General features: G+C 67.3%; 23 protein-coding genes. 3 read left to right on the forward strand and 20 right to left on the reverse strand.

What is annotated here, in order from left to right; genetic code table 11:
• Positions 1–169 precede the first annotated feature (169 nt).
• From dxs to HMPREF2716_RS10540, 3 genes are all read right to left on the reverse strand, one after another.
• A complete protein-coding gene (gene dxs, locus HMPREF2716_RS10530) occupies positions 170–2,053 on the reverse strand; it encodes a 1-deoxy-D-xylulose-5-phosphate synthase (protein WP_003102816.1) in 1,884 nt (627 codons plus the stop codon).
• A 108-nt stretch (positions 2,054–2,161) separates the two neighbouring features.
• Positions 2,162–3,049, reverse strand: coding sequence for a polyprenyl synthetase family protein (locus tag HMPREF2716_RS10535; protein ID WP_003093289.1), 888 nt, complete (start codon positions 3,047–3,049; stop codon positions 2,162–2,164).
• A complete protein-coding gene (locus HMPREF2716_RS10540) occupies positions 3,046–3,288 on the reverse strand; it encodes an exodeoxyribonuclease VII small subunit (RefSeq protein ID WP_003093283.1) in 243 nt (80 codons plus the stop codon). The genes HMPREF2716_RS10535 and HMPREF2716_RS10540 overlap by 4 nt, the downstream gene beginning before the upstream one ends.
• A 157-nt stretch (positions 3,289–3,445) precedes the next feature.
• Here HMPREF2716_RS10540 and HMPREF2716_RS10545 point away from each other — a divergent pair, with 157 nt between their 5' ends.
• Positions 3,446–4,615 carry a mandelate racemase/muconate lactonizing enzyme family protein gene (locus HMPREF2716_RS10545; protein ID WP_003121961.1) on the forward strand — a complete coding sequence of 390 codons (1,170 nt, stop codon included), beginning with the start codon at positions 3,446–3,448 and terminating at the stop codon, positions 4,613–4,615.
• Between the two features lie 231 nt (positions 4,616–4,846).
• Here HMPREF2716_RS10545 and HMPREF2716_RS10550 read toward each other — a convergent pair whose 3' ends face one another.
• The 8 genes from HMPREF2716_RS10550 to mucE all read right to left on the reverse strand — a co-directional run bounded on the left by HMPREF2716_RS10550 (position 4,847) and on the right by mucE (position 14,521).
• The gene (locus tag HMPREF2716_RS10550) at positions 4,847–5,854 is read right to left on the reverse strand and encodes a DUF4340 domain-containing protein (RefSeq protein ID WP_043494780.1); all 1,008 of its coding nucleotides are present in this window, start codon (positions 5,852–5,854) and stop codon (positions 4,847–4,849) included.
• A 1-nt stretch (position 5,855) separates the two neighbouring features.
• Entirely contained in the window at positions 5,856–7,658 is a 1,803-nt protein-coding gene (locus HMPREF2716_RS10555; RefSeq protein ID WP_043494783.1) for a GldG family protein, read from the reverse strand.
• A gap of 9 nt (positions 7,659–7,667) precedes the next feature.
• Positions 7,668–8,402, reverse strand: coding sequence for an ABC transporter permease subunit (locus HMPREF2716_RS10560; RefSeq protein ID WP_003093267.1), 735 nt, complete (start codon positions 8,400–8,402; stop codon positions 7,668–7,670).
• A complete protein-coding gene (locus HMPREF2716_RS10565) occupies positions 8,399–9,325 on the reverse strand; it encodes an ABC transporter ATP-binding protein (RefSeq protein WP_003093264.1) in 927 nt (308 codons plus the stop codon). The genes HMPREF2716_RS10560 and HMPREF2716_RS10565 overlap by 4 nt, the downstream gene beginning before the upstream one ends.
• Before the next feature lie 404 nt (positions 9,326–9,729).
• The gene (locus HMPREF2716_RS10570; RefSeq protein WP_043494786.1) at positions 9,730–12,030 is read right to left on the reverse strand and encodes a CHASE2 domain-containing protein; all 2,301 of its coding nucleotides are present in this window, start codon (positions 12,028–12,030) and stop codon (positions 9,730–9,732) included.
• 18 nt (positions 12,031–12,048) lie between these two features.
• On the reverse strand, positions 12,049–13,050 hold the full coding sequence (locus HMPREF2716_RS10575; protein ID WP_003110517.1) for a FecR family protein: 1,002 nt from the start codon (positions 13,048–13,050) through the stop codon (positions 12,049–12,051).
• 165 nt (positions 13,051–13,215) lie between these two features.
• Positions 13,216–13,905, reverse strand: a complete 690-nt coding sequence (gene aqpZ, locus HMPREF2716_RS10580; RefSeq protein ID WP_003161597.1) for an aquaporin Z — start codon at positions 13,903–13,905, stop codon at positions 13,216–13,218.
• A gap of 346 nt (positions 13,906–14,251) precedes the next feature.
• Positions 14,252–14,521 (reverse strand): mucoid induction factor MucE, encoded by a 270-nt coding sequence (gene mucE, locus HMPREF2716_RS10585; RefSeq protein WP_003093256.1) that lies wholly within the window; start codon positions 14,519–14,521, stop codon positions 14,252–14,254.
• Between the two features lie 194 nt (positions 14,522–14,715).
• On the opposite strand from mucE, the gene HMPREF2716_RS10590 reads away from it, so the two are divergent.
• Positions 14,716–15,432, forward strand: a complete 717-nt coding sequence (locus HMPREF2716_RS10590) for a response regulator transcription factor (RefSeq protein WP_003093250.1) — start codon at positions 14,716–14,718, stop codon at positions 15,430–15,432.
• Positions 15,433–15,523: 91 nt separating this feature from the next.
• Here HMPREF2716_RS10590 and ppa read toward each other — a convergent pair whose 3' ends face one another.
• The 3 genes from ppa to HMPREF2716_RS10605 all read right to left on the reverse strand — a co-directional run bounded on the left by ppa (position 15,524) and on the right by HMPREF2716_RS10605 (position 17,629).
• On the reverse strand, positions 15,524–16,051 hold the full coding sequence (gene ppa / locus HMPREF2716_RS10595) for an inorganic diphosphatase (RefSeq protein WP_003093248.1): 528 nt from the start codon (positions 16,049–16,051) through the stop codon (positions 15,524–15,526).
• A gap of 79 nt (positions 16,052–16,130) precedes the next feature.
• Complete coding sequence (locus tag HMPREF2716_RS10600; protein ID WP_003093244.1) at positions 16,131–16,961, reverse strand: M90 family metallopeptidase; 831 nt, start codon at positions 16,959–16,961, stop codon at positions 16,131–16,133.
• A gap of 2 nt (positions 16,962–16,963) precedes the next feature.
• On the reverse strand, positions 16,964–17,629 hold the full coding sequence (locus HMPREF2716_RS10605) for a DedA family protein (protein ID WP_003093241.1): 666 nt from the start codon (positions 17,627–17,629) through the stop codon (positions 16,964–16,966).
• Positions 17,630–17,822: 193 nt separating this feature from the next.
• Between HMPREF2716_RS10605 and HMPREF2716_RS10610 the strand changes: the two genes are divergently transcribed.
• Positions 17,823–19,406 (forward strand): protein kinase family protein, encoded by a 1,584-nt coding sequence (locus HMPREF2716_RS10610; RefSeq protein WP_003114908.1) that lies wholly within the window; start codon positions 17,823–17,825, stop codon positions 19,404–19,406.
• On the opposite strand, the gene HMPREF2716_RS10615 is transcribed toward HMPREF2716_RS10610, so the two are convergent.
• From HMPREF2716_RS10615 to HMPREF2716_RS30010, 6 genes are all read right to left on the reverse strand, one after another.
• Positions 19,299–20,192, reverse strand: coding sequence for a substrate-binding periplasmic protein (locus HMPREF2716_RS10615; RefSeq protein WP_003102782.1), 894 nt, complete (start codon positions 20,190–20,192; stop codon positions 19,299–19,301). The two genes, HMPREF2716_RS10610 and HMPREF2716_RS10615, sit on opposite strands and share 108 nt — an antisense overlap.
• Before the next feature lie 49 nt (positions 20,193–20,241).
• Entirely contained in the window at positions 20,242–20,703 is a 462-nt protein-coding gene (locus tag HMPREF2716_RS10620) for a GNAT family N-acetyltransferase (RefSeq protein WP_003093235.1), read from the reverse strand.
• 162 nt (positions 20,704–20,865) lie between these two features.
• The gene (eutC, locus tag HMPREF2716_RS10625; RefSeq protein WP_003114907.1) at positions 20,866–21,687 is read right to left on the reverse strand and encodes an ethanolamine ammonia-lyase subunit EutC; all 822 of its coding nucleotides are present in this window, start codon (positions 21,685–21,687) and stop codon (positions 20,866–20,868) included.
• Positions 21,688–21,697: 10 nt separating this feature from the next.
• A complete protein-coding gene (locus HMPREF2716_RS10630; RefSeq protein ID WP_003093232.1) occupies positions 21,698–23,092 on the reverse strand; it encodes an ethanolamine ammonia-lyase subunit EutB in 1,395 nt (464 codons plus the stop codon).
• 58 nt (positions 23,093–23,150) lie between these two features.
• The gene (gene eat, locus HMPREF2716_RS10635) at positions 23,151–24,599 is read right to left on the reverse strand and encodes an ethanolamine permease (protein ID WP_003093230.1); all 1,449 of its coding nucleotides are present in this window, start codon (positions 24,597–24,599) and stop codon (positions 23,151–23,153) included.
• Between the two features lie 209 nt (positions 24,600–24,808).
• The coding region (locus HMPREF2716_RS30010; RefSeq protein WP_371859581.1) for a hypothetical protein at positions 24,809–24,873 on the reverse strand (65 nt) is incomplete at its 5' end.

A 24,873-nucleotide genomic window follows, 5' to 3' on the forward strand; every position in this document is an offset into this window, starting at 1 on the left:
GGGGGTAGGGCGAATAACCGCAACGCGGTTATCGCTGCCAGTCGGCGGGGTATGTCGGTATGGTGGTGTATCGGCGGATAACGCCGGTGGCGTTATTCGCCCTACGGCAATTGGGGGGTAGGGCGAATAACCGCAACGCGGTTATCGGCCGTTGTCGCTGGGTTTGGCGCTATTGCCGGTCGAGACGCTGGCGTACCGCCTTTTCGATGCCCGCGGCATCCAGGCCGCATTCGGCGAGCATCTCGCTGGGCTTGGCGTGTTCGACGTAGTAGTCGGGCAGGCCCAGTTGCAGCAGCGGGACTTCGAGGCCCTCGCTGGCGAGGAACTCGCCGACCGCCGAGCCGGCGCCGCCCATCACGGCGTTTTCCTCGATGGTCACCAGCAGTTCGTGGCTGCCCGCCAATTCGCGTACCAGGGCTTCGTCGAGGGGTTTGACGAAACGCATGTCGACGACCGTGGCGTCGAGGCTTTCGGCGACCTTCATCGCCTCCGCCAACTGCACGCCGAAGACCAGCAGTGCGACCCTGCCGCCGCGCCGACGGACCACGCCCTTGCCGATCTCCACCGGTTGCAGGTCCGGATCGATCGGATGGTTGGGGCCGCTGCCGCGCGGATAGCGCACCGCGGCCGGGCCATCGAACAGGTAGCCGGTGGTGAGCAGCTTGCGCAGTTCGTCCTCGTCGCTGGGGGTCATCACCAGCATGCCGGGGATGCAGCGCAGGTAGGAGATGTCGAAGCTACCGGCGTGGGTCGGGCCGTCCTCGCCGACCAGGCCGGCGCGGTCGATGGCGAACAGCACGTCGAGGTGCTGCACGGCGACGTCATGGATCAACTGGTCGTAGGCGCGCTGGAGGAAGGTCGAGTAGATCGCTACCACCGGCTTCATGCCCTCGCAGGCCATGCCGGCGGCCAGGGTCACGGCATGCTGTTCGGCGATGGCGACGTCGAAGTAGCGTTCCGGATAACGTTCGCTGAAGGCCACCAGGTCGGAACCTTCCTTCATCGCCGGGGTGATGCCGAGCAGGCGCGCGTCCTGGGCGGCCATGTCGCACAGCCACTGGCCGAAGACGCTGGAATACTTGGGTCCGCCGGTCTTCTTCGGCGCACTGCCGGGAGCTTCCAGCTTGGTGATCGCGTGGTAGCCGATCGGATCCAGTTCGGCCGGGGCGAAGCCCTTGCCTTTCTTGGTCACCACATGGAGGAACTGCGGGCCCTTCATGTCGCGCATGTTGCGCAGGGTAGCCACCAGGGTCGGCAGGTCGTGGCCGTCGATCGGGCCGATGTAATTCCAGCCGAGCTCCTCGAACAGGGTGCCGGGGACCAGCATGCCCTTGGCGTATTCCTCGGTGCGCCGGGCGATCTCCCAGGCCCCGGGCAGGCGCGAGAGCACCTTCTTGCTGCCCTCGCGCATGCTGCTATAGGTGCGGCTGGAGAGGATCTTCGCCAGGTAGTTGGAGAGCCCGCCGACGTTGTGCGAGATCGACATGTCGTTGTCGTTGAGGATCACCAGCATGTCGGCGTCGACTTCCGAGGCGTGGTTGAGTGCCTCGAAGGCCATGCCGGCGGTCAGCGCACCGTCGCCGATCACGGCCACCGACTTACGCTCCTTGCCTTGCAGGCGGGCGGCGATGGCCATGCCCAGGGCGGCGCTGATGGAGGTGCTGGAGTGGCCGACGCCGAAGGTGTCGTACTCGCTCTCTGCGCGGCGCGGGAAGGCCGCCAGGCCGTTCTTCTGGCGCAGGGTGCCCATCAGCTCGCGGCGCTCGGTGAGGATCTTGTGCGGATAGGCCTGGTGGCCGACGTCCCAGACCAGGCGGTCGTCCGGAGTGTCGAAGACGTAGTGCAGGGCGATGGTCAGCTCGACCACGCCGAGGCCGGCGCCGAAATGACCGCCGGTCTGGCCGACGGTATACAGCAGGTACTGGCGCAGCTCGTCGGCCAGGGTTTCCAGGTCCGCCTCGCCCAGCCGGCGCAGTTCGGCCGGCGAAGAGGCGCGGTCGAGCAGGGGCGTGGCGGGGCGCTCGCGGGGAATCTCATGGAGCGTCTTGGGCATCAGGCTGTCGTTATGCAATCCGGAGAGGCCAGCAGTTTACCTGATGCACCGGCCGCGCCCAAGCAAGGGAGCCCCTACCTTTGCCGGGGACTTCCGACGACCCGTCGGTCAGTTGCGTCGCTCGACGATGTAGCGGGCCAGTTGGCGCAGCGGGTCGGCGCTCGGCGGAAAACCGTCGAGGGCGGCCAGGGCCAGGTCGCGCAGCTCCAGGGCATAGCCTTTGGCGGCCTCCAGGCCGAGCAGGGCGGGATAGGTCGGCTTGTTGTGCGCCTGGTCCTTGCCCTGGGTCTTGCCGAGGGTGGCGGTGTCGCTTTCCACGTCGAGGATGTCGTCCTGCACCTGGAAGGCCAGGCCGATCGCTTCGGCGTAGCGCTCCAGGGCGGCCAGCGCGGCGGGCTCGGCGCGACCGCTGGCGAGGGCGCCGAGGCGCACGCTGGCTTCGATCAGCGCGCCGGTCTTGTGCCGGTGCATGACTTCCAGGGCCGCCTGGTCGAGGGCCACGCCGACCGAGCCGAGGTCGATCGCCTGGCCGCCGACCATACCGGCGGAGCCTGCGGCGCGCGCCAGGCGGGTGAGCATTTCCAGACAGACGGCATGTTCCTGCGGATTGCGCCGGGTGTCGGCGAGCACTTCGAAGGCCAGCGCCTGCAAGCCGTCGGCGGCGAGGATCGCGGTGGCTTCGTCGAAGGCCCGGTGGGTGGTCGGCTGGCCACGGCGCAGGTCGTCGTCGTCCATCGCCGGCAGGTCGTCGTGGACCAGCGAGTAGGCATGGATCAGCTCCACCGCGCAGGCCGCGGCGTCGGCGCGCTGCGGTGCTCCGCCGAGGGCCTCGCAGGCGGCGTAGGCGAGCAGCGGGCGAACCCGCTTGCCACCGTTCATCACGCTGTAGCGCATGGCCTCGTAGAGGCGTTGCAGTTCTTCGCGGGGAGCGACGAACAGGGCGTCCAGGGCGGCATCGACGCGCGCCTGGCAGCGCGCCTGGTAGGCCGCGATCATGCCTCGTCGCCTTCCGCATCGAACGGCGCTTCGCTGAGCTCGCCGTCGCGTTCGAGGAGGATCTGAACCTTCTGTTCGGCCTGGCTCAGCGACGTCTGGCATTCGCGGGTCAGGCGGATGCCCTGCTCGAAGGCGCCCAGCGACTCTTCCAGCGACAGCTCGCCGCTTTCCAGGCGTTCCACCAGGGTTTGCAGCTCGGTGAGGGACTGTTCGAAATCGAGGGTTTTCTTGCGGGCCATCGGGGGAGTCTCGGCGAGGTGTACAAAACCCCGCGACACTAGCAGAGGGGCGGGGGCCGGGCAAATCGGCGGAAGGTCGCTACGACCGATCGGGACGACCATGGCGGCGGCCTTGGCTAAGGTGGAGAGAGGTCCAGCGAGGAGGAGCCGACAGGCGATGCGCATCCAGGAGGTCCGGGAACGCAGTATTCCCCTTTCCCGTTACGCCGGCGTGGCGGCTGCCACCGGTGGTTTGAGCACCAGCCTGGTGGCGGTGCTCACCGATACCGTGCGCGACGGTCGGCGTGTGGTCGGCTACGGCCACGCCTCGGTAGGGCGCTACGCCCAGGGCGGGCTGATCCGCGAGCGTTTCGCCCCGCGCCTGCTGGGGGCTCCGGCGGACAGCCTGGCGAGCGACGACGGCAGTGGCATCGATCCGTTGCGAGCCTGGGACCTGATGATGCGCGACGAGAAGCCCGGCGGCCACGGCGAACGCTGCGTCGCGGTGGGCGCCCTGGACATGGCGCTGTGGGATGCCGCGGCCAAGGCCGCCGGCCTGCCGCTGCATCGCTTCCTGGCGCGACGCCTGGGGCTGGCGGAAGACTATCCGCAGCGCGTACCGGTCTACGCCGGCGGCGGCTACCCCTATCCGCACGACGACCTGGGACGCCTGGAAGAGGAACTGCGGCGCTTCGTCGATCTCGGCTACACCCACGCCAAGATCAAGATCGGCGCGGCCGGGCTGGACCAGGACCGGCGCCGTATCGACAGGGCGCTGCGGGTTCTCGGCGACGCTTCGCGGCTGGCGGTCGACGCGATGAACCGCTACGACGCGGAGGGCGCGGTCGACGCAGCGAAAGCCCTGGCGCCGCTGGGGTTGTGGTGGTTCGAGGACATCTGCGACCCCCACGATTTCCCTACCCAGGCCGAAGTGGCGGATATCTATCCGGGGCCCATCGGTGCCGGCGAGGCCTTGTTCTCCCTGGCCGAGGCTCGCTTGCTGGATCTCTATGGCGGCTTGCGGCGGGAGCGCGACGTGCTGGTGTTCGACCCCGTGCATTGCTATGGCCTGCCGGGCTACCTGGCGATACTCGACCACCTGTGCGCCCGGGGTTGGCCGCGCGCGGCCTTCCGCCCGCACGCCGGCTACCTGTTCAGCCTGCACTTGGTGGCGGCCCTGCGCCTGGGTTGGGCCGAGGCTACGCCGTCGGCTTTCCGGCCATTCGACGATTTCGCCGGTGCCCTGCCGTTTTCCTCGGGATTGGCGGGATTGCCACAATCGCCTGGTATAGGCTTCGAGCGCCAGGCGACACTTGCCGGGCTGTTCCGCAAGCTTCTGGAGGCCTAGAGAACGGTGATTGGCTGGGGTTGTGCGGAGGCATTAAAAAAGCCGGCTTGTGGCCGGCTTTTCTGGGGTGGGGTTGGCTTACTTCTGATAAGCCGCGCCTGCCTTAGGAATTCGAGATCGACGAACCCGGGGCTCGTGAAGGAGGCGCTACTCTAGCAAACTCGGCCGGTCCTGCCCAGCATCCCGCGGGGCTCTATTTCGCCGGCTGCGAGCGGCGCCTGGCGAGAGCGCTCAGCACTTGGGCGACGAGGGCTTGGCCGGCTTGCTTTTCTTCACCGGCGATGCCTTGGGTAGCTGGGGCGGGGGAGCGGTATCCGGACTCAGACCCTCCACGCGGTAGCGCCAACCCTTGACGGCTGAGACCTGCCCGTCGGCGAAGCCCTTGCTGTCGGTCAGTTGCAACCAGTACTGGCGCTCCAGTTCCAGAAGCTGGCCCTGCAGCGTGCCGCCGGCGAAACTCTTGAGCGTGAAGGTCAGCAGCGGTTTTTGCCGCGAGGCCTTGGCCGGCGCGACCTCCAGCAGCCTGAGCGCAGCGAACAGGCGTGCGGCCTGCTCGGCTTCCGCCTCGCCCATCAACTGTGGCCTGGATGGGAACTGTCGCAGGCGGATGCCATCGTCCTTTTCACTGGCTCGGGAAATGTTCAGCCGTACGCCGTTGCCATAGGACAGGGTCAGTTCGCGCAACTGTTCGAATGGCAGGTCGGTCAACCGAGGGTCGAGCAGGGCCAGGTCGTTGACCGGCAGGCCGACCGTTCGGTCGATCAGCCAGGCCCCCTCATCGTCGGCCTGCCTGACCAACTGCCCGCCCTGCGAGGTGCGCTTGCCCAGCAACAGGACCAGCGGCGGCGCGTCGCCGCGCTCCAGGGTGATCCGGCTGGCCTGGCCCTGGCCCTGGTCGGAGAGTCCCATGCGTTCGCGGTTTTCCGGCGAGGCGCTCTTTTCCTCCAGCAGGCGCGCGTCGGCCAGGCTGCGCAACAGCTGCCGGATGGTTTCCCCCGAGGCGGGATAGCCGTCCTTGCTGGCGAGCGTCCAGTCCTTGCCATCGCGCCTGGCGCGGATCGTCGGTTGGCCGGGGGTGGCGATGCACAGCGCGGTCACCTGGTGCGGTTTCAGCCCTGGCAGCCAGGCGCGGCTCGCAGGCGGTTGCGCGGGCGGTTGCTGCCGTTCGTGGAGCCAGCCCAAGATTCCGGCGAACAGCGCCAGGGCGAGAGCGAGTCCCGCTACGTTACGCAGGCGCATGTCAGCCCCTCCTCCGGCGCATGCTGCGCCAGCTCCAATGCAGCAGGAGGAACAGGGTGAGCAGTGCCGGCAGCAGGACCGTATTGGCCAGTTTCACCTGTTCCCCCAGGCGCTCGACATCGGCATTCAGCTGGAACTGCAATTGACGCAGTTGCTGGCGGATGCGCAATTTGTCATCGATGAAGCGGCGCAGCGTCGCTTCCATTTCCGGAGTCACCTCCTGGTCGCCGGCGTCCATCGATTGCTGCAAGGTGCGCAGGTTCCTGTCGGTGTCGTTGAGGCTTTGCTGCAGCGCGTTGAGCTGTTCCTGGGCGCGCAGCCCGGCCTCGCGGCGGAGCGCTTCCACGCGGGTGAACGGGCGCTTCGTATGGCCTCGCGAGCGTAGGTCGATCAGCGCGTCCGAACCGGAGAGGTAGTCGAGGGCATTGCCGACGAACAGGTCGTTGTCCGCCCATACCTGCGGCTCGTTGTGGCCGGGCTGTTCCTGGAGCCAGAGCGGATTGCTCAGCAGGTCCGTATCGGCGACCAACAGCACATGGATGTTCGCGCTGTCGGTCAGGCCTTCGCCTTGCTTCCCGCGGTCCGCGGGGAAGGCACTCGTCGCCGGCCCCTCGACCTTGGCGGCCAGCACGTAGCGTTCTCCGGTCGGGACCAGGGTGGCGTTGAGCTGCTCCGTCGAGGATTGGCGGAAGCGCTCCAGCGACAGCGGCATGCTGTGCGCCGAGCTGTGCAGCAACGGAATGAAGCGCGTCGAGGCTCCGCCGAGAGGTTCGAGCAGGCCGACGCTGGCGAGGTTGAGGCTTTCCAGGCCGGTGGTCAGCACGTTGTCGTGGGGGAACGTGTCGCCGGGGAGGTGCAGCCAGGTCGGATTGCGCTCCGGGCGACGTTCGGCGTTGGGTTTGATCATGGCGAACGAGGCATCCGCCAGCAGGGTATCCGGCCGCAACTGGACGCCCCAGGAACGCAGCAACGGGGCCAGGTCGGAGCCTTTCCCGCCGTCCGCATCGGCGAGACTCAGAGGATCGACGAAGGCCAGCAGCTTGCCGCCGCGCAGGACGAACTGGTCGATGGCGTATTGGGTCTGTTTGGACAATTGCCTGGGGTGCACCAGCATCAACACCGAGATGTCGGCGGGGATTTCCGTCGAGGCGAGCCCCAGGGTGCGGATGTCGAACTGTTGGTAGAGCTTGTCCATCATCGCCCAGGGCCTGCTGCCCGGCTGCCCGTCGGTGGGCGCCTGCCCGGTCATCGGCAGCGAGCTCATCAGGCCGACTACCGTGCGTTCCCGCTGTGCGAGTGCCTGGACCAGGCGGCTGAGATCGTATTCCAGAAGCGGCTCTTCTTCCGGCGAGAAGAACGGGATCACCTGGAGGCCGTCGGTCGGGTTGGTGGCCGCCAGGCCAAAGTAGATGGCTTCGCCATTCGGGCCGATGGGCGGCGCCTGCAGGCCGAAGCGCGCGGCACGGTCCTCGTCGTCGGAGAATGGCAGGGGATCGATCACGAACAGTCGGACATTGCCATGGCTCCGCCGTGCATAGAGGTCCAGCACTTCCTCGATGCGGCGGGCGTAGTTGCGCAGGGCGGGTAGGTCACTGGCGCGGCTTTTCGAAAAGAACAGGTAGAGGTTGAGCGGTTCGTCGAGACTGTCGAGGACTTCCTGGGTGCCGGCGCTGAAGGTGTAGAGCTTCTGCTGGGTGAGGTCGAACTGCTGGTCGCGCAGCAGCAGGCTGGACAGCAGGTTGAAAGCGAGGAACAGCAGGCCGACCAGCAGCAGGCCGACGCCCGAGTACAGGGTTCGTTTCATGGATGTTTCCTACGCTGCCTTTTTCAGGTCGATGACGATGGTGGTGGCGACCAGCCAGGCGACGATCAGGCTGCAGAAGTAGGCCAGGTCGCGGACGTCGAGCACGCCCCGGCCGAGCGCCTCGAAACGGACCAGCACGCTCAGCGAGGCAATGCCGTCCAGCAACCATTGCGGAAGCCAGCCGGAGAGCGCCTGTTGCACGTGGGGAGTGCCGGCGCCGACGAACAGCAGGCAGACGAGAACGGTCAGGGCAAAGGCGATGATCTGGTTCTTCGCCAGCGCCGACATGCAGGATCCTATGGCCAGGTAGCCGCCGGACAGCAGCCAGCCGGCCAGGTAGCCGGCGATGATCGCGCCGTTGTCGGGCGAGCCGAGGTAGTTCACCGTCAGCGGCATCGGGAAGGTCAGCAGCAACGCTAGCCCGGCGCAGAACCAGGCCGCCAGGAACTTGCCGGTGACCAGGGTGGCGCGGGAGACGGGCAGGGTCATCAGCATCTCGATGGAGCCGGACTTGCGCTCCTCGGCCCACAGGCGCATGGCCAGCGCGGGGATCAGCAGGAGGTAGAGCCAGGGCAGGCTGGAAAAGAACGGCGCCAGGTCGGCCTGGCCGCGCTCGAAGAAGTCGCCCAGGTAGAAGGTGGCCACGCCGGAGAGGACGAGGAAGATCAGGGTGAACACATAGGCGAGCGGCGTGGCGAAGTAGCTGCCCAGCTCGCGTCTGAAAATGGTGCCGATGGCGGTCATGCGGGGGTTTCTCGGGTCAGTTGGCGGAACACTTCTTCCAGTTGGCCGTGTTCGGTACGCAACCCGGATACCCGCCAGCCGTTGCCGTGGATCAGGCGGTTGAGCGCGGGAAGGATCTGCGCGCCGGGGCGGGCCAGGATGGTCAGGGTGCCGGCCCGGTCGGGGCGTCCTTCGATACCGGCGACGCCGGGGAGCATGGCGATGGCCAGCGGGTCTACCGGTGCTTCGATGCTGAGGCTGACGGCATGGTGGTAGCGGCTGCGGGTCCTGAGTTCGCCCGGGGTGTTGTCGGCCAGCAGGCGGCCGCCGTTGATCACCAGGGCGCGGCTGCACATGAACGAGACTTCCTCGAGGATGTGCGTGGAAATCACCACGATCTTGCTTTCCGAGAGGTTCTTCACCAGTTGCCGGACCTGGTGCTTCTGATTCGGGTCGAGGCCGTCGGTGGGCTCGTCGAGCAGGAGCAGCTCGGGATCGTGGAGGATCGCCTGGGCCAGCGCGACGCGGCGCTTGAAGCCCTTGGACAGGGTTTCGATGATGCTCCTGCGCTCATCCCGCAGCTCCATGCAGTCCATGGCGCTGTCGATGCGCCGACGTTTTTCCCGTCCGCTGTAGTCGCGGATGGACGCGACGAAGGCGAGAAAGCCCTCGACCGTCATTTCTCCGTAGCTGGGAGCGTTCTCCGGCAGGTAGCCGATCAGCTTCTGCGCCTGGCGCGCCTTGTCCTGCATGTCGAAGCCGAAGATGCGTATGCTGCCGGCGCTCGGCGCGAGGAAGCCGGAAAGCATCTTCAGGGTGGTCGACTTGCCCGCTCCGTTTGGGCCGAGGAGACCGACGATCTCTCCCCGGTCGATGCGGAAGCTCAAGTCGTTTACCACCGTCCGGCCGGAAAAGCGTTTGCTCAGTCTGTCTATGTCGATCATGGTTTCACTGGAAGTTGAGCCGTTTGCTGTTATGCGTAGGGGATCGCATGAGCGCGGTAGATTACCGGGAGTTATTGGCTGGTTTTTCCAGTGGGCTCTTTTTGAGATTAGTTACTTATATTGTTGGGAAACTTCCTACGAACTATCGTTAAAAGATGGAAGTTATCGAGACTTCCAGGGCGGCCCTGTAGCTGGCGCAGCGCCTTGGTTCCGCTGTGGGAGCGCGGCCATGTCGCGCTCGCTGGTGCCTATGTTGGGGACGCGTCGATTCCCCCTGCGGAGTTTCACGAGGGAAGGCAGTTGCCGTTTCGATAGACGGGAAGCGGAATAGCCCGGCCGCCTGGATCTTCCGAACTTCGAGACCAATGCAAGTTGGAGGAAGACCCGACTTCCGCCAGTAGCGGTTATTCCTCGCCTTTCAGCAGCGGAAGGCGAATCTCGAAAGTGGTGCCCTGGCCAACCTGGCTCTGGCAGCCGATCCTGCCGCCGTGCCGGTCGATCACCGTCTTGACCATGGCCAGCCCCAGGCCCAGGCCGGCGCTGCCCTCGGCGGAAGCGAAGCGCTGGTACTGGCTGAACAGGCGCGGTAGTTCGGCGGCCGCGATACCTTTGCCCTGGTCGACAATCCGGCAGCTCAGCCAGTCGCCTTCGAGGCGGATGCTCAGGCTGACGACGGTCCCCGCCGGGCTGTACTTGACCGCATTCTCCAGCAGGTTGAACAGCGCGCGCGTGAGCAGGCCGGGGTCGGCCCAGACCATCGGTTCCTGCTCGTCGTCCCAGTCGCGCCGCAGGTCGATGTCTTTCTGCTGCGCGAGGGGCCAGAGCTGGTCGGCGGCGTCCATCGCCAACATGGTGAACATGCACGCTTCGAAGCGGTAGGCGTCGGATTCGGCCTTGGCCAGTTGCACGAAGGCGTCGGTCAGGCCCAGGGCGCGACGGACCTGCTGCTCTATCTGTCGGTAGACCTGCTGGCCGGCTTCGTCCTCGGCGGGGCGGACGTCGAGCAGGGCGAGGATCGCCGAGTGCGGCGCGCGCAGGTCATGGGAGAGGAAGCGCAGGAGGGTGGCGCGCTGGCGCTCGGCATCGCGTTCGGCGCTCAGGTCGATCAGGCTCACCAGCCAGCCGATGGCGGTTTCGCTTTCGACCGGCAGCAGGCGCGCCAGGTCGAGGCGCAGGTCACGTTCCCGATGGTCGCGGAACTCGATGGCTTCCAGGGTTTCCAGCGTTGGGCGGGCGCCGCCGGCGAGGCTCGGATGGCCGAGTTCGGCCAGGCGCTGGCGCAGTTCGTCGCCGCGCAGCTCGCCGCCGAACAGGTCGCGTGCCTTGCGGTTGGCCAGCAGGATCTGCCCCTGCGGGTCGCAGATCAGGGTCGCCACCGGCAGGCCTTCCAGGCCGTCGGCCATGAACCGCCGGCTGTCGCGGGTGCGGCTGACCGCCTGCTCCAGGGCGGCGATGCGGTTCTGCAATGGATCGTTGCCGGCGCGCGGGGGGCTGGCCCGCTCGGGCAGCACCTTGGGCTCGCGGTCGAGACGCGCCAGTTCCCAGCCGAAATAGGCGAGCACCGCGTTCAGCCGGCGCCAGCTCCAGATCAGGTAGGCCAGCAGCAGGCCGACCAGGCTGGCCAGCGGCGACCACCACCAGCCGTTGAGCAGCAGCGCCCAGGAAAGACCCAGGGCCAGGGCCGCGCAGGCCAGGGTGAGGAGCAAGGCGTGGCGCGAGCGGAACAGCATCAGGCCGAGCAGCAGCGCTACGCCGGCGGCGGAGAGCAGGGCGGCGAGCCAGGGTTGCAGGTCGACGGCGGTGCGCTGCTGCAACAGGCCGTTGAGGATGTTGGCCTGGATCTCCACCCCCGGCGTGGTGCCGAGGCTGGCCGACAGGGGGGTGACATAGCGGTCGCCGAGGCCCGGCGCGGTGGCGCCGACCAGGACCAGGCGGTCGCGCAGCAGGCTGTCCGGCACCTCGCCGCGCAACACGCTGACGTAGGGCACGCTGGGGAAGCCCGCGTCCGCACCGATGAAGGGAATGCGGATGGCGTGGTCACGCTGCCAGCCGGGCAGGTTGCGCATGTCGTCGAGGCCGGGCATGGGCATGGCGCCGGCATCGGCGAATGCTTGCCAGGCGAGCAGCGGGCGCGGCTGGCCGAGCGGTCCTTCGCGCAGGTAGACGCTGCGCACCGTGCCGTCGCTGTCCGCCTCGACGTTGATATGCCCGATGCCGGCGGCGCAGCCGGCCAGCGGCGCGGTCGGCGGTATCTCCCGTGGCGGTTCGCCGTAGCGTGGCACGCTTTCGCGCAGCAGTGGCAGGAGGACGTTGCCGGCCCGGCACAGCGATCTTGCCAACTGGCGGTCGCTGTCCGGATTGGAGGAGGGTTCGCTGAAGATCACGTCGAGCAGTACGCTGCGTGCGCCGGCGGCGGCCAGGCGATCCAGCAGCTCGGCGTGGACGCTGCGCGGCCAGGGCCAGCGACCGAGGCTTTCCAGGCTACGGTCGTCGATGGCGACGACGAGGATGCGCGGATCGACGGCCAGCGGGGCGAGGTTGCGCAGGCGGTCGTAGAGCAGGTTGTTCAGCGGCAGGCCGCTGCTCAGCGAAAGCACGGCGGTGAGCGGAAGGAGCAGCAGGCTGACCAGCAGCCATTCGCGCACCAGGCCGCGGAACAGCCGCTGCGCCTGGCTGGGCTCGTCCTGGCGGTCGAGCGCTTTCATCGGCGAGGCCCCGGCGCCCTATCGGGCACTGCCGCCTCGCGGGTAGTAGAGAATGTCGTAGACGCTGGTCTCGCCCTCCAGGCCGTCGTTGTCGAAGGCCGAGAGACGGACGTGGTAGAAGGCCGCCTTGAGTCCGCTGAAACTGACTTCCGGGGTGCTCGAGAAACGCTCCTGCTGGATGCGCAGGAAGTCCGGATCGCTGGCTACCTGGGCACGGTAGCGCTTGGCGCCGTGCAGCGGGGCAAGATAGAGCTTCCAAACCGGCGACTCGCCGTGCTCGCCGCCCTGGCCGCGCAATTGCGGGGCGGGTAGCAGGTCCACCGGCGTCAGCTTGCCCTGCGGCTTGACCTTCAGGCCGCGGCGGGCGTCGACCAGCACGTCCTCGTCCGGCTCGGCCTGCGCCGCCTTGCGGGCCGGGCGCCTGCCGTTGAGCGGCAGGTCGTCGCTGGTCAGCTCGCGGTTCACCGCGACGCGCCCGTCGAGCACTTCGGTCAGCGCCTGGCCGTCTTCGGTGCGGGCGCGGAAGTGGGTACCGCGCACGCCCAGTACGCCGACCGGGGTCAGCACCTGGAAGCGGTCGTGATCGCTCTTTCTCTTCAGGACATAGGACTCGACCTGCCCCGCGCGCAGGGCGATCTGCGGAATGCCGGTGTCCTCGTCGAGGTGCAGGGTGACTTCCGAGCTGGAGGGCAGGACGATGCGGCTGCCGTCGCCGAGCAGCAGGCTGACGAAGGCGGTCGGAGAGGTCTTGACGCCTTCCAGTTCGTCGATGTCCATGCCTTCTTCCAGGGGCGTCTGGTTGCCCTTGGCGTCGAGCTTCCAGGCGTCGCCGGCGAGATAGAGCACGCTGGCGGGGAGCGGCTGGGGCAGGCACGTTTCGCCCTGCTCGATGAACGGCGGCCGTTTCGTCTTGGCCGGCGCGGCCGCGACGGAGCCGGCGAGCAGCGTCAACAGTCCGCCCAGCGCCAGGGCGGCGCAAGCCGGAAAGAGGGATCGGGAAGTAAGGGCGAGGGCTGTCATAGGCTTCACTGGGCGGCGGGTCAGGTATCGCTGGCGGTCCGGTCAGGCTGCAATCTGCCTGATCGGGCGCCGGTTTCGCAATCCTTGCAACGACATCGGGAGCCCGCAGGCTCCCTTGTCGTTTCCTCGGCCGCAGCGCCTGGCGGTTGGGCCAGGCGCTTCGGTTCAGTCGTTCTTGTCGCCGATCAGGCGATAGGCCAGGGCGCCGAGTACCGCACCGAGAATCGGCGCGACCCAGAACAGCCACAGCTGGGAAACCGCCCAGTCGCCGACGTACAGGGCGACCGCGGTGCTGCGCGCCGGGTTCACCGAGGTGTTGGTGACCGGGATGCTGATCAGGTGGATCAGGGTCAGGGTCAGGCCGATGGCGATCGGCGCGAATCCCTGCGGCGCGCGCTTGGAGGTGGCGCCGAGGATGATCAGCAGGAACATGCCGGTAAGTACCACTTCGCTGACCAGCGCGGCTTGCAACGAGTAGCCGCCCGGCGAGTGTTCGCCGTAGCCATTGGAGGCGAAGCCGGCGGCTAGGTCGAAGCCGGCCTTGCCGCTGGCGATCAGGTACAGCACGCCGCCGGCGGTGAGGCCACCGAGGACCTGGGCGACGACATAGGGCAGCAGTTGGCTGGCCGGGAAGCGCCCGCCGACCCACAGGCCTACCGATACCGCGGGGTTCAGGTGTGCGCCGGAGATCGGGCCGATGGCATAGGCCATGGTCAGCACGCTGAGGCCGAACGCCAGGGCCACGCCGAGGTAGCCGATTCCCAGTTCCGGTACGCCGGCAGCGAGTACTGCGCTGCCGCAGCCGCCCAATACCAGCCAGAAGGTGCCGAAGAACTCTGCTCCGTATTGCTTCATGATGAGGTCCTTTTCAGATCCAGGGTGGGACGCGGATCGAGGCGTCCGGATAGCGGGAGGGGATGATTCGAACAAGGAAGGGGAGATGACACATCCGTGTGTCGAAGCCAGCCCTGGGGGGATTGGCTCGGTTGCCTGGGGCGATCGTCCGTCACCGACCCCTGACTGTGGTTCGAGTGGTCTCGTTCCACGGCCCGCCGGAGCGGGTTTACACATCCCTGTGTCGGAGCAATCCATTTGCTCCTTGGCCTACTCAGCGGTTGGAAATCTACCAAGCGCGATTTGTCTGCTGTGAGATTTGCCATATTTCTTCAGATTCTTCCGCACTATTTCAGATTCGTCGCGTTCAAAACACCCAGCGCAACTCGTCACGCACGCTGACGGCGCCGGACAGGCCGACGTTCCACATCTCGGCCCTGGCGCGGGCCGGGCCGTCGAGGCCGAGCGGAGTGGCGAAGGACGGGCTGGCGGTGCCCTGGCTGAACGATGGGGCCTGGACCGGGCCGGCCGGATGGCTTACCGATTCCAGGCCGAGGACCAGGGCAAGGCAGGAAAACTTGCCGAGGGCCTGCAGGTTGATGTCACGCAAACGTTGGCTAACTGGCCGGAAACCCATGGCTACGACTCCTTGATAGGTCAGGCTGGCGCTGGCTCACGGGCTCTTCGTCCCGCTTAATGGCTATTTGGAATCAGGCTATCAAGGGCTGGTCGCGACCAGAGAGATTCGTCACAATTCTTCAGATTTGTACGTAATTCGCCGTTCCTGGAGCGAAAAAGGGGCGTTAGCCCGATTGAACAGGACCAGCTTTTATGCGTGTCGCGATACTGGACGACGAGTCGGCCGAACTGGACCGGGTCGAGCAGACCTTGCAGCAGATACCCGCGCAGGGCGAACAGGCCTGGACGGTGCACCGTTTCGCCCGTGGCGAGGACCTGCTCAAGCAGCTCAAGCGGGAAACCTTCGACCTGCTGATCCTCGACTGGCAGTTGCCGGACCTCAGCGGCCTGCAATTGCTGCGCTGGAGCCGCGAGCATCTGGATGCGCCGCCGCCGGCGATCATGCTGACCAGCCGTGACGCCGAACAGGACATCGTGCAAGCGTTGAACAGCGGCGCCGACGACTATGTCAGCAAGCCGTTCCGACCCAACGAACTGAAGGCGCGGGTAGCCGCCGTGCTGCGTCGCCACGGGGGAACGCGTCCCGCGCAGCATGAGGTGCAGACTTTCAACGACCTCAGCTTCGACGATGCCGAGCTGACCGTGACCCGGGCCGGCGCGCCGATCAGCCTGACCGAACGCGAATACCGCCTGGCCCGCTGCCTGTTCGCCAACCTGGGACGGCCGTTGTCGCGGGAATATCTCTACGAGCGCTTCTGGCCCCACGAGGAAGTGTTGTCCTCGCGGCCGCTGGATACCCACATCTATCGCCTGCGCAACAAGCTTGGCCTGACCGCCGAGCGCGGTTGGCAGTTGCTGACCATCTACGGCTACGGATATCGGTTGGAGAGCGTGGCGACGGTCGACTGAGCGGAGCGGGGTGGCGAGACCGACCTTGGCGGTCGGCGAGGGAGAATGAAAAAGCCCCGCGGCTGCGGGGCTTCTTTTCGGCGAGGCGCGCTTACTTCTGGAACGCGGCCACGGCCTTGGTGATCTCGGCGCGGGCGGCGTCGGCGTTGCCCCAGCCTTCGACCTTGACCCACTTGCCTTTCTCGAGATCCTTGTAGTTCTCGAAGAAGTGCTTGATCTGCTCCAGCAGCAGGGCCGGCAGGTCGGTGTATTCCTTCACGTCCTTGTACAGGACGCTCAGCTTGTCGTGCGGCACGGCGATCAGCTTGGCGTCGCCGCCTGCCTCGTCGGTCATGTGCAGGACGCCAACCGGGCGCGCGCGGATCACCGAACCGGGAGCGACCGGATAGGGGGTCACCACCAGCACGTCCAGCGGGTCGCCGTCGTCGGCCAGGGTGTTCGGGATGAAGCCGTAGTTGGCCGGGTAGAACATCGGGGTGGCCATGAAACGGTCGACGAACAGGCAGTCGGTGTCCTTGTCGATCTCGTACTTGATCGGCGCATGGTTGGCCGGAATCTCGATAGCGACGTAGATGTCGTTCGGCAGGTCCTTGCCGGCCGGGATCTTGCTGTAGCTCATGGGTGACTCCAGAGGTTTCTGGCCAAAAAAGAGGCCGCGATTATAGGCATATTCGGTTGTCGATGCCATGTACCGGCATTCAGCCGTTAGTCGTGTCGCCCGCCGCCTCGCGGTAGTCCGGATGCTCGGCCTGCAGGCGGCGCAGGCGTTGCAGCGGGTCCTGGCGGTAGAACAACTGGAGCTGCCGGTATACCGCCGGATAGGCCTCGTGGAGGAGATCCGGGGCGGTGAAGAAATACTCGCTGGTAACGGCGAAGAACTCCGCCGGATCTTCCGCCGCATAGGGGTCGATGGCGGTCTGCGCGTCGGGGTCGCGGTCGAGCAGGGCGTTCATCTCGTCGTAGGCGGCCTGCATGGCGCTCGCCCAGTCGCCGATGCGCATGCCGGCGTGCAGCGGCGGCAGGCCGTTGGCGTCGCCGTTGAGCATGTCCAGCTTGTGCGCCAGTTCGTGGATCACCAGGTTGTAGGCATCCCAGCCACCCCCGCCGACGACGCCGGGCCAGGCCAGGACCACCGGCCCTTGCAGGGACGTCTCGCCGCTGCGTTCGTCGTCGAATTCATGGACTACGCCGCTGGCGTCGCGGTGTTTCTGGGGGCTGACGAAATCGTCGGGATACAGCACCAGTTCGTGGAAGCCCTGGTACCAGTTCAGCTCCGGCAGGTGCAACAGCGGCAGTTGCGCCTGCGCCGCCAGCAGCAGGCGGCCGAAGTCGTCGAGATCGACGCCGGCGAGTGCGGTCAGGTGCTTGTCGGCGAGAAACAGCACGGCCCGCTCGCGCAGGCGGCGGTCCTCGTCGGCGTCCAGGCCGTCGAGGATCGGCAGGTGCCGGCGTACCCGCTGCCAGAGCTCTTCGGCCACCGGGTGGCGTGCCAGCAGGCGCCGGCGCCGCCAGGCGCGGAACGACCACATGCTCAGTCGCTCTGGGCCTTGGCCTGTTTGGCGGCGCTCGCCTGCAGGCGATGGCGAATGAAGCCGAGGATCATCGGCAGCAGCGACAGCAGGATGATGCCGATCACCAGCAGCGACAGGTTCTTCTTGATGAACGGCACGTTGCCGAAGAAGTAGCCCAGGGTCACCAGGCCGCCGACCCAGGCCACGGTGCCCACCACGCTGAACATGACGAAGCGCGGGTAGTGCATCTTCGCCATGCCGGCGACGAAGGGCGCGAAGGTCCGCACGATGGGCAGGAAGCGCGCCAGGGTCACGGTCTTGCCGCCGTGGCGTTCGTAGAACTCATGGGTGCGGTCGAGGTAGTCGCGGCGGAATACCTTCGAGTCGGGGTTGCTGAACAGCCGCTTGCCGAGGGTCCGGCCGATCACGTAGTTGGTGCTGTCGCCGGTGATCGCCGCGACCATCAGCAGCCCGCCGAGCAGCCATGGGTCCATGCCGCCGGTGGCGCAGATGGCGCCGGCGATGAACAGCAGCGAGTCGCCGGGGAGGAACGGAGTCACCACCAGGCCGGTTTCACAGAAGATCACCAGGAACAGGATGGCGTAGATCCAGACGCCATAGTTGCTGACCAGCATGGCCAGGTAGGTATCCAGGTGGAGAATCAGATCGATTGGGTTGAAGTCCATTGAGCAACCTGCGGAGACAACGCGTTGAGCGGCAGAGGGCCGCCATTATAGGGGGGCGTCCGGATGGGTGGGGGGCTGTTTGTCGCGATCCCGGCAAAACCACTGATTGCAGGATGTTTCGGTAATTTTTCCGAAATTGGTCGGCATAAAGTCTGCAAGAACAGGAGAAATTTCTAGCAGGGAAGGGCGTGCGATGACACTCCAGCCTTTTGCCCAGCCACCGCTCAGTCTCGCCCTGGGCGCCGGGCGCGACCTCCCGGGGCAGGCCGCGCGGGTTCGCGCCGAATGGCTCGCGCCTCGCCCCGGACGGGCTCCGGCGTTTCTCCTGGCGCTGCTCTGGGGACGCGGTTGCGCCAACGTGGTGCAGGCCATCGAAGGCCATCTCGACGCCCTGTTCGCCGACTACGCCTGTACCCCCGAGGGTTGGCCGGAAGCGCAGGCGGCGCGGCAGGTCCTGGCTTCGCTGAACATGCAGCTCTATCGCCGGCGCCGCGAAGGCGAGCCGGGCGTGCTCGAGCTGGCGGCGGGGTTGCTGCTGGTCCATGCCGGAGGCGTGCACTTTCTCCAGTGCGGCGCCGTCGGCCTGCTGCGTTATCGCCAGGGCAGCCTGCAGCGCCTGGGAGGGAGCGGCCAGCCGCTGGGTAGCAGCGCGGAGCTGGCGCTGGTCCAGCACAACCTGACCCAGGTGGCCGGCGAGCCCTTGTTGCTGGCGCCCCAGCCGCTGCTCGAAGTGGCCGACCTGCGCGCCCTCGGAGAGCGTTGTGCGGGGCTGGCCACGGGGCGCCTGGAGGGCGTGCTGCAGCCGTTGCTGCATGCGCCGGGGGCGGTGGCGCTGGTCTTGCCGGGGGCGCTCGAGCGCGCCCCGGCGGCGCCACGGCATACCGGCTGGCCAGCGCTGGGCGCGGCGTGCCCCGGCGACTGCGTGGATGGCTGGACCTTGCAGGCAGCTTGCGCGTTCGGCCCGCCCGGGCGGCTATTCCGCGCCTGCGACGAGCAAGGACGCGAGGCGTTGCTGCTGCTCGCGGCGGTCGATGCCGACGAAGCGTTCTGGCAGCGCGAATGGGCATTGCGGCGCTGCCGTGCGGAGAGCCTGCCGCGAGTATTGTCGTCGCCCCGGTTGCGTCGTCATGCCTTCCAGTTGTTCGCTCCGCCGCGCTGGCCGATGCGCAGCCTGCTGGATTGGGCGCCAGCGCACCTGCCGCTGGAACCGCAATGCGCGCTGGTCCTCCTGGAGCAACTTATCGATGCGGTTCGCGCCTTGCAGCGGCGCGGCGTACAGGGCTTGTGGCTGGCGCCGCGGCAGATCCTGCTGGACGAGGGCGGGCGCCTGCTGTTCCTCCCCGAGGCGGCGGCGATCCTGCCGGGGGTGGCGCGCCAGGCGCTGCCTGCGGACAGCGTGCCGCTGGCGCCGGAGTTGCGTCGCGGCGAGGCGCTCGATGGCCGGGCCGACCAGTTCGCCCTGGCGGCGCTGTTCTATTGGCTGCTCTGTGGTCGCTGGCCGTCGATCGCCTGCCCGGAGAGCGACGGCGGATGCCGCTACGAGCCCCTGGGCGAGCGTCAGGCGGACCTGCCGGTCGGCTGGGATGGGGTATTGGCGCGGGCCCTGGCGCCGCGTCCGGAGGGGCGCTTCGAAGCGTTGTCGGAATTCTGGCTGGCCTTGCAGAAGCCGCTAGCGCATCCCCAGCGGGTCTTCGCGCCACGCCGGTTGCAACGGGGCGTGCTGGCCCTGGTCCTGCTCCTGGCCGGGGCTGCGCTGCTGGTCGGCCTGGCCGGTTAACGGATCGACGGCCAGCGTGCGGGTCTGCCCGCTGCGTTCGAGGTGTGCTTCGGCGATCAGTTGTTCCAGCCGGCCGCTGCGACGCATCAGGCGCAGGTTGCGGTCGAGGCTGGCGGCAAGGGCGGCGCCGCGGGCGTGTCTTTTCGGCACCAGTACATAGAGCGGCTTGACCTCCAGCGGCGGTTCGATGAACACCAGGCGATCCTTCAGCGCCGGCACGTTGCGCGCCAGCAGGTGGTAGCCGGTGTAGCGATCGACCACGGCCAGGTCGATACGCCCGCGCAGGAGCTTCTCGAGGTTCTGCCAGTCGTTGGTCACCGCGTCCTTGGTCAGGCTGCGGTCGGCGTCGAAATCCTCCCGGTTGACGTAGCCGCGGACCACGCCGATGCGGTACGGACGCAGGCTTTCCAGATGCGCGGGATTGACCGGCAGCAGGCGCTCGCGCTGGCGGAAGAAGCCCAGTTGCGAGTCGAGCAGGGGGATGGTGGCGTGGAACAGTTCGCGCCGCTCGGGCGACAGGTAGGCCGGCATGAGAGCGTCGAAGCGCCCCTCGGCGGCTTCTTTCAGGGCACGTTGCCAGGGCAGGAACACCAGTTCGGCGCGGTGCCCGTCGAGGGCCAGGGCTTCGTCGAGGATGCGGCTGGCGAGGCCCTTGCCCGGCAGGTCGGGGCCGACGTAGGGCGCCCAGTCGAGGGTCGCCACGCGCAGGGTGTCGGCCTGCGCGCCGGCCGTGGCGAGGAGCAGGCCGAGCAGGACGCCGGGCCAGTGCCAGGTGCGCGAACCCATGGATGCCTCTGCTCTGAGCGATCGGTTGGGAAGTGCCGTGCCTTTGTCTTCAGCTTAGTTCGTCGCTGATCGGCAGGGTGTAGTTCTTGAACTCCTGGTCTTCGCGGAAGCCGATCGACTCGTAGACTTTCTGCGCTACCTCGTTGTCGACGCTGGTGGAGACACGCATGCGCACCGCATGGGTTTCCCGGGCCATCTGCTTGGCGTGTTGCAGCAGGTGGTCGGCGACCAGTTGCCGGCGCGCCTCCTCGGCGACGTAGATGTCGTTGAGGATCCAGACGCGCTTGAGCGACAGCGAGGAGAAGCTCGGATAGAGCTGGCAGAAACCGAGCAGCCGGTCTTCTTCGTCGGCCAGCGCCAGGTAGATCACCGACTCCTTGCGGCGCAGGCGTTTCTCGAGGAATTTCCGCGAGGACTCGGGGTAGGAGAGCATGCCGTAGAATTCGCGGTACTTGACGAACAGCGGCGCCAGCAGGTCGAGGTGTTCGAGGGTGGCTTGCACGATTCGCATGACGGGCCTCGCATTGCGGGAAGGGGCTGCCGGGACGATGCAGGCTGCATGCCAGCAACGCTTCGATGCTGCCCAATCTCCCTGGAAAGCGCAATCCAAGCGAACGTTTGAATCGGCCGAAGGAGGGGCGACGCGCGCCGGCCCATCCTTCGGCCGGGAGGCTCAGTCCCTCGCCAGGAGGAAGTTGCCGGTGCGCGGAGCCTCGCCGTCCAGCGCCTGGACCTCCGCCTCGTCCTTCAGGTTGACCCCGGAAAGCTGCCGCCGGCAGGCCTCGCGCATCAGGTAGAGCAGGCGGTGCGCGGCCATGCCGTAGCTGAGGCCTTCCAGGCGGACGTTGGAGATGCAGTTGCGATAGGCGTCGGTGAGGCCGACCCGCGGGGCCCAGGTGAAGTACAGGCCGAGGCTGTCCGGCGAGCTGAGGCCGGGACGCTCGCCGATCAGGATCACGCTCATCTTCGCCCGCAGCAATTCACCGATCTCGTCGGCCACCGCCACCCGTCCCTGTTCCACCAGGACCACCGGGGACAGCGACCAGCCTTCGGCCAGCGCCTGTTCCTCCAGGCGTTCGAGGAAGGGCAGGGTGTGACGCTGCACGGCCAGCGCGGAGAGGCCGTCGGCGACCACGATGGCCAGGTCGATCTGCCCGTCGTAGCCGGCGGCGTGTTCGCGCAGGCGTTGCACCGAGGCCTCGTCGAGGCGCCGGCCGAGGTCCGGGCGTTGCAGGTAGACGTGGCGGTCGGCGGCGGCGCTGTGCAGCAGCAGGCTGTCGCGGCCGCGCTGGCGCAGGCCGTCGCTGATGGCCGCATGGTCGAAGGGCAGGTGCACGGCGTCGCGCGCCTGGGCGTGGGCGTACTGGAAGTCCAGTTGCGGGCGGGTCGGCAGGCTGGTGCCGGTGCGGCCCAGGGCGATCCGCGCGGGGGTCAGCTGGCGCAGCGGCAGCCAGGGGTTCTCGGCGCTGGCGTCGGGCAGGTGCTTGTCGTTCATCGGCATCTCCTCAGGCCAGTTGCGCCAGGGCCTGGCGGAACGCCGGCGGTAACTCGTCACCGAAGCGGATGCGCCCGTCGGCCTGGGTGAAGATTCCCATCCGCTGCAACCAGTCCTCGAATTCCGGCGCCGGCTTCAGGCCCAGCGTCTGGCGCGCATAGAGGGCGTCGTGGAAGGAGGTGGTCTGGTAGTTGAGCATCACGTCGTCGGAGCCGGGAATGCCCATGATGAAGTTGATCCCGGCGACGCCCAGCAGGGTCAGGAGCATGTCCATGTCGTCCTGGTCGGCCTCGGCATGGTTGGTGTAGCAGATGTCGCAACCCATCGGCACGCCGAGCAGCTTGCCGCAGAAGTGGTCTTCCAGGCCGGCGCGGATGATCTGCTTGCCGTTGTACAGGTACTCGGGACCGATGAAGCCGACCACGGTGTTCACCAGGAACGGCTTGAAGTGACGAGCCACCGCATAGGCGCGGGTCTCGCAGGTCTGCTGATCGACGCCGTGGTGGGCGTTGGCCGAGAGCGCGCTGCCCTGGCCGGTCTCGAAGTACATCAGGTTGTTGCCTAGGGTGCCGCGCTTCTGGCTGAGCCCGGCCTCGTAGCCTTCCTGGAGGATCTTCAGGCTGATGCCGAAGCTGGCATTGGCCGCCTCGGTGCCGGCGATCGACTGGAACACCAGGTCCAGCGGCACGCCGCGGTTGATCGCCTCGATGGAGCTGGTGACGTGGGTCAGCACGCAGGCCTGGGTGGGAATCTCGTAGCGCTGGATGATCGCGTCGAGCATCTCCAGCAGGGCGCAGATCGAGGCCATGCTGTCGGTGGCAGGATTGATCCCGAGCATCGCGTCGCCATTGCCGAACAGCAGGCCGTCGAGGATGCTCGCGGCGATTCCGGCCGGGTCGTCGGTCGGGTGGTTCGGTTGCAGGCGGGTGGAGAGCCGGCCGCGAAGGCCGAGGGTGTTGCGGAAGCGGGTGACCACGCGGATCTTCTGCGCCACCAGGACCAGGTCCTGGACACGCATGATCTTCGATACCGCCGCTGCCATTTCCGGCGTCAGGCCCGGAGCCAGGGCGCGCAGGCTGGCCTCGTCGGCGGCGTCGCCGAGCAGCCAGTCGCGGAAGCCGCCGACGGTGAGATGGGACACCGGGGCGAAGGCGTCGCGCTGGTGGGTGTCGATGATCAGGCGGGTGACCTCGTCGTCCTCGTAGGGAATCAGCGCCTCGTCGAGGAAGTGTTTGAGCGGGATGTCGGCCAGGGCCATCTGCGCGGCGACCCGCTCGCCGTCGTTGCTCGCCGCGACGCCGGCGAGGAAATCGCCGGAGCGCGCGGGGCTGGCCTTGGCCATCACGTCCTTGAGGCTGTCGAAGCGGTAGGTTTCGCCGCCGACGCTATGGGTGAAACGTGCCATGTGTGTCTCCAGTGCCCGGCCTCGCCATGCGGCGGGCCGGGCTTTGTCGTTGTCGCTCTCAGCGCAGGTCCTGTTCCGCCGCCTGGATCGCGGCGAACTCTTCTTCCGGGGTGCCGGACACCAGGTGATGCCGACTGTACAGGGCGAAGTAGCCGATCAGTACAGCGTAGATCGCCACCGCGCCGACCACGACCCGCGGGTCGACCAGGAAGCCGGCGACCACCGCGACGCAGGCCAGCGCCAGGGCTACGCCGGAGGTGAGGATGCCGCCAGGGGTGCGGTAGGGGCGCTGCATGTCCGGGCGGCGGATGCGCAGGGTGATGTGCGCGGCCATCATCAGCACGTAGGAGATGGTCGCGCCGAACACCGCGACCAGGATCAGCAGGTCGCCCTGGCCGGTCAGCGACAGGCCGAAGCCGATCACCCCCGGCACCACCAGGGCCAGTACCGGCGCCTTCTTGCGGTTGGTCAGCGAGAGGCTGCGCGGCAGGTAGCCGGCGCGGGAGAGGGCGAAGATCTGCCGCGAGTAGGCATAGATGATCGAGAAGAAGCTGGCGATCAGCCCGGCCAGGCCGACCAGGTTGACGAACTGGCTCATCCAGGTCGAACCCTTGTAGGCCGACTCCAGCGCTTCCACCAGGGGATTGCCCGAGCCCATCAGCTCCTTGGCTCCGGCGGCCCCGGGACCGACGACCAGAATCAGTGCGGCGAAGGCGAGAAGCACCAACATGGCGCCGATCAGTCCGCGCGGCAGGTCGCGCTTGGGGTTCTTGGTTTCCTCGGCGGCCAGCGGCACGCCTTCGACGGCGAGGAAGAACCAGATCGCGTAGGGGATCGCCGCCCAGACCCCGACATAGCCGAACGGCAGGAAGCTGCTGGCGCCGGTCGCCGCGGTCTGCGGGATGTTGAACAGGTTGGCCGAGTCGAAGTGCGGAACCATCGCGACAATGAACACGCCGAGGGCGATGGCCGCCACCGCGGTGATGACGAACATCAGCTTCAGCGCCTCGCCGGCGCCGAGGATGTGGATGCCGATGAACACGATGTAGAACACCAGGTAGATCAGCCAGCCGCCGACGCCGAACAGCGACTCGCAGTAGGCGCCGATGAAGCAGGCGATGGCCGCCGGGGCGATGGCGTATTCGATGAGGATCGCGGTGCCGGTGAGAAAGCCGCCCCAGGGCCCGAAGGCGCTGCGGGCGAAGCCGTAGCCGCCGCCGGCGGTAGGGATCATCGAAGACAGTTCGGCGAGCGAGAAGCACATGCACAGGTACATGGTGGCCATCAGCAGGGTGGCGAGGAACATCCCGCCCCAGCCGCCCTGGGCCAGGCCGAAGTTCCAGCCGGCGTAGTCGCCGGAGATCACGTAGGCGACGCCGAGCCCGACCAGCAGGACCCAGCCGGCGGCGCCTTTCTTCAGTTGACGGTGTTGGAAGTAGTCGGCGTCGACGCTTTCGAAGTCGACCCCGGAAGTTGCGGGCGCATGGCCGGTTTGTTCGAGGGACATGGGTTTTTCACCTCAATCTTGTTGTTATCGACCCCGGTTTTCCCGGTGGTGTGCTGTACGTGGTGAACGCAGGCAATAGCTATGCCAGCCGCTCTGCAATCGGCCTGGCGAGGAGGTGGAAGGGGCGCCGCCGTCAGCCTCGGCGGCGTGTTTCACGAGCCGGCGCGACCGCTCCGGGAAAGAGCGGTCGCGGCCGGTCCGGGGTCCTACTAGAAGAAGCCCAGCGGGTTGATGTCGTAACTCACCAGCAGGTTCTTGGTCTGCTGGTAGTGGT

It is taken from the genome of Pseudomonas sp. HMSC076A11, assembly GCF_001810205.1.
GTDB classification, from domain to species: Bacteria; Pseudomonadota; Gammaproteobacteria; order Pseudomonadales; family Pseudomonadaceae; genus Pseudomonas; species Pseudomonas aeruginosa.